We start from the raw sequence: 1,308 nt of genomic DNA on the forward strand, positions 1-1,308 counted from the left end.
TCTACGGTTGGAAACCGCGGTTGCGAACCGGGGGGAGACGGCGGCGATGGGTGACGGCAAGGTCCCCGGCAAGGTGCTGGACATCAAGACCGCCGACATCAAGGCGGCGGCACCGTCCTTCCAGCAGGGCGCCATCGATCTGGGCAAGGCCCTGACCACTCTCATCAAGACGCTGGACGGTCTCGGTGAGCCCTGGGGGCATGACAAGCAGGGCAATCAGTTCGGTGGTGTCTACAAGCCGCACCAGAAGTCGGTCGAGAGCGCGGCGGGCATCCTGGTGCTGGGGCTGACGAGCATTCACGAGGCCATGGTGGACATGTCGGACGGCCACGTGGACAACGACGAACTCATCGCGGGCATGTTCACCGAAGTGAAGACCCCCAAGCCGAGTGACGGTGCCGGTGAGCGTTGAGTCCAAGGCCCGTCACATCCTCCTCGACATGGGCCTGTGGTGGCCGGAGGCCGACTCCGGCAAGCTGCGGGACGCGGCGAAGGCGTGGCGTGCGTTCGCCGACTCGGTGGACGACGTCCGTTCCCCGGTGCACCGCAGCGCGTCCGGGATCATCCACAACAACACGGGCGAGTCGATCGAGGCGTTCCACAAGTTCTGGGGCCGCTACGCCCGGGGCAAGGACGGCGGCTGGCTGAGCGACCTGGCGAAGTCCTCGCGGGACATGGCCGGCGCGCTGGACAAGTTCGCCGACGCCATCGACGACGCGATCAACAAGCTCTGGACGCGGATCGCCATCGACGCGGCCGTCATCGCGGGTGGCGTGGCGCTGGCCATCATGACGGCGGGCATCGCCTCGGGAGCGGCGGCAGCGGCGGCGGACGCCGTCATCGAGTTCGGCGCAACGGTCGGCGTCGGGGTCTCCGCGGTGGTGGCCGACATCATCGGCGGTGCCTTCGCCGGCGTCGCGTTCGGCGGGGTCGAGTCGGTCACCGTCGACGCTGCCGTGGCCCAGCCGCTGCAGATGGTCACAGGTCTGCAGCACGGCTTCAGCCTGGACCAGGTCAACCAAGCGGCCAAGACCGGCATGATCTTCGGCGGCGCCCTCGGAGCGGGCGGCGACGTGCTGAAGGCCAGCATGGAAGGCGGCCTCGCCGACACCACCCCGCTGCTGCTGCGCCCGCCGTCACTCCGTCCCGACCTGGTCGATCTGGGCCCGGCGGCCCGCACCGCCGAGGACACGCCGTGCGTGGGCGAGCCGATCGACGTGGCGACCGGCGCGATGCTGATGACGCAGACGGACCTGACCCTGCCGGGCAGTCTGCCGCTTCGGTTGACCCGCACCCACCTCTCCTCCT

Annotated in this window: 2 protein-coding genes; both read left to right on the plus strand. The window is 69.3% G+C overall.

Translation table 11 applies throughout. The features are described from left to right. The first annotated feature begins 46 nt into the window (after window positions 1-46). Complete coding sequence (locus VT52_RS35005; protein WP_046428681.1) at window positions 47-412, plus strand: hypothetical protein; 366 nt, start codon at window positions 47-49, stop codon at window positions 410-412. Next, the coding region (locus VT52_RS35010; RefSeq protein ID WP_240510051.1) for a WXG100-like domain-containing protein at window positions 402-1,308 on the plus strand (907 nt) is incomplete at its 3' end. The genes VT52_RS35005 and VT52_RS35010, both read left to right, overlap by 11 nt.

It is taken from the genome of Streptomyces malaysiense (assembly GCF_000980885.2).
In the GTDB taxonomy this organism is placed as follows: Bacteria; Actinomycetota; Actinomycetes; order Streptomycetales; family Streptomycetaceae; genus Streptomyces; species Streptomyces malaysiense.

Excerpts from the sequence above, each read along its gene's own strand:
- VT52_RS35005 (WP_046428681.1), top strand. The coding sequence starts at position 47 with ATGGGTGACGGCAAGGTCCCCGGCAAGGTGCTGGACATCAAGACCGCC.